2 protein-coding genes are annotated in these 2,437 nt (G+C 57.9%); both read left to right on the top strand.

Features of this window, described 5'->3' with window-relative positions; all coding sequences use genetic code 11:
• Nucleotides 1-1,027 (top strand): TonB-dependent receptor (locus Q0F21_RS07245; RefSeq protein WP_297238697.1); only part of this gene is annotated, 1,027 nt, incomplete at its 5' end.
• A 6-nt stretch (nucleotides 1,028-1,033) separates the two neighbouring features.
• Entirely contained in the window at nucleotides 1,034-2,416 is a 1,383-nt protein-coding gene (locus tag Q0F21_RS07250) for a hypothetical protein (protein ID WP_297238699.1), read from the top strand.
• The last annotated feature ends 21 nt before the right edge of the window (nucleotides 2,417-2,437 follow it).

Here is a 2,437-nt window from a genome sequence, read left to right on the forward strand (position 1 = left end):
TCTCTGCTCCAGCTATCAGTACAACTACAATGTCCCCGGGACGAAGCAGCCCGCCTTTATCCCCAACTTTGCCGCACTGACCCTCGGGGGCTTCGTGATCCACAAGATGAAGCTCGGCAGCCTCGACCTCTCGGGAGGACTGCGGTACGACTACAAGGCGATGGACGTGCATGGCTACACGAGTCTCGCTTCCTTTAAGTACTACAGGGACTTTAAGGTCTACGCTGCCATCACGGGCAGCCTGGCGGCGCACTATAGACTGAACGACAACTATGACGTTCGGCTCAATGTCGGGCTTGCCTGGAGACCGCCGGATATCAACGAGCTCTACGCCACCGGTCTCCACCACGGCACCTACTGGGTGGTGGGAAATAAGGATCTCCTCCCGGAGGTGGGCGTGAAGCCGGTCCTCGGGATGGGCTACCGCAATGAGTGGCTGCTGATCGAGCCGAGTGCTTTCTTCCAGTACGTGCACAACTACATCTACGACAATATCGGGCAGGGGGCGAGACGCTTCCACAACCACCCGAGCGGGAAATACCCGCAATTTATCTACGGTCAGGACAACGCCCGACTCTTTGGTGGGGACCTCCTCGTCAGGGTGGAGCCGCTGAGCGGTCTCTCGATAGAGATGACCGGTGAGTGGATCAACGCCCGCAACCTCACGCAGAATTGCTGGCTGCCCTTTATGCCATCGGACCGCTATGGCCTGGGTGCCAATTACCGGATCGACTTCGGCAAGGAGCGGAGGTGGCACGCCGACGTGACGCTGGACGGTAAGTATGTGACAAAGCAGGTGCGCTTTGATCCGGAGAAAGACCTGGCACCTGACTCCCCGGACCCCTACTTCCTCCTCAATGCCAATGCAGAGCTGAAGTATGATCTCCCCGGCGGACGAAGCGTCAAGCTGATGCTGGTGGCTGACAATATGCTGAATGCGCTGTACAAGGAGTACACCGACCGCTTCCGCTTCTTTGCTCACGCGATGGGAGCCAAGTATACGATCCGCACCGTAGTAGAGTTTTAAAGCAAAATGAATATGACGAGACAGATATTACCCGGCATCGCTATCCTCCTCCTGGCTCTCACGAGCTGCAAGGATACGATGCAGAAGATAGTGAAAGCGCCCGCCCCCTTCATCGAGACCGTGGTGGTGGGACACGAGCAGATCTACACCGTGCAGGCCATCCTGAGACTGGCGGTGCGGCACGCCGATCCGGCGGGGGAGGTGAGCGATGAGCCTTACTACTTCACCGCCTACGACCTCGATGACCAAAAGCCCACACCGGTGCCCCTCTACCAAGAGATCAAGATCTCCAAGGATGAGGACGGGAATATGACGATCGTCTCACCGAGGGAGCACTTCGATGTGGTGAAGAGCAGCAGGTACTGCTATGCGCTCGAGCTGAAGTACTACGACATGAATGGGCAGCTGATCAACCACCAATTCACCCGCTGGCACGCCATGGAGGGTAAGTCACCGAGGGACGTCGGCTACGATGACCCCAACTCGACCCTCCTCGTGCACCAGCACTTCTTCACCATCGACAATTACTCCCTCGCCGGACTGCCGATCGCCTTCCCCATGACGCCGGACAGCCTCTACATCGATCGCTATACCTTTGAGACCGATGCCGGCGGGGGACTACTCCCAGCGACCCGTATGTCGCAGGCAAATGTCTTTGTCCCAACGGAGGGTCATAAGCCCAATGGTCTGCGGTACGACTACGCACTGGCCCTCGAGTCGGAGCGCCGCACCTCTACCAAGAGTGTGGAGGAGACCTACCGGTACCAAGGGAGGGACTACCGGCTCTACAAGACGCTTGACTCCTATGCACTCAATAAGCTCACGCCGGAGATCTTTGACTACGAGTACCGCGACACCGACCCTGTGGAGGAGTCTCTCGGGACAGTCCTTGAGGATCAGGACGACCTCGGACGGATCCGGACGGGACACATCGTCAATCTCCTCCGCTTCCGCCGCGGGATCTACGAGGAGGGTGATGGCGGGCAGTACCCGCTGGAGCCGATGGGGATGAAGGGGATAATCAACTTTAAGAAGTCGGACATCCTCTTCCAGCTCAAGGTCTCCATCGCCCACATCCTGACACAGCCGAGCAATGCGGAGAGCACCCGATTCCTCTTTGGAAAATACATGACCAACGGAGGCAACCAGGCTCCACCCTTTGACGGCGTGACCACCTATAAGTCCCACGAGATCTCTCGCTCGTGGAATAGCTTTGACATGTGCTACCCGATCTCCGTGCGGGTGATCGCTGATGCTGACGGACCGGTGGAGCGACTGGTGAGCGATGTCAGGCGGTACTACCCTGACGCCTCGGAGACGGAGCTGAGGGAGATGTTTTACGGAGAGGACAATAGCTACTATCGTCGCCGTCCGAGTGTATTATTCTAAGATCACACAGCCATGCAGACC

The organism is uncultured Porphyromonas sp. (assembly GCF_934359325.1).
Classification (GTDB): Bacteria; Bacteroidota; Bacteroidia; order Bacteroidales; family Porphyromonadaceae; genus Porphyromonas_A.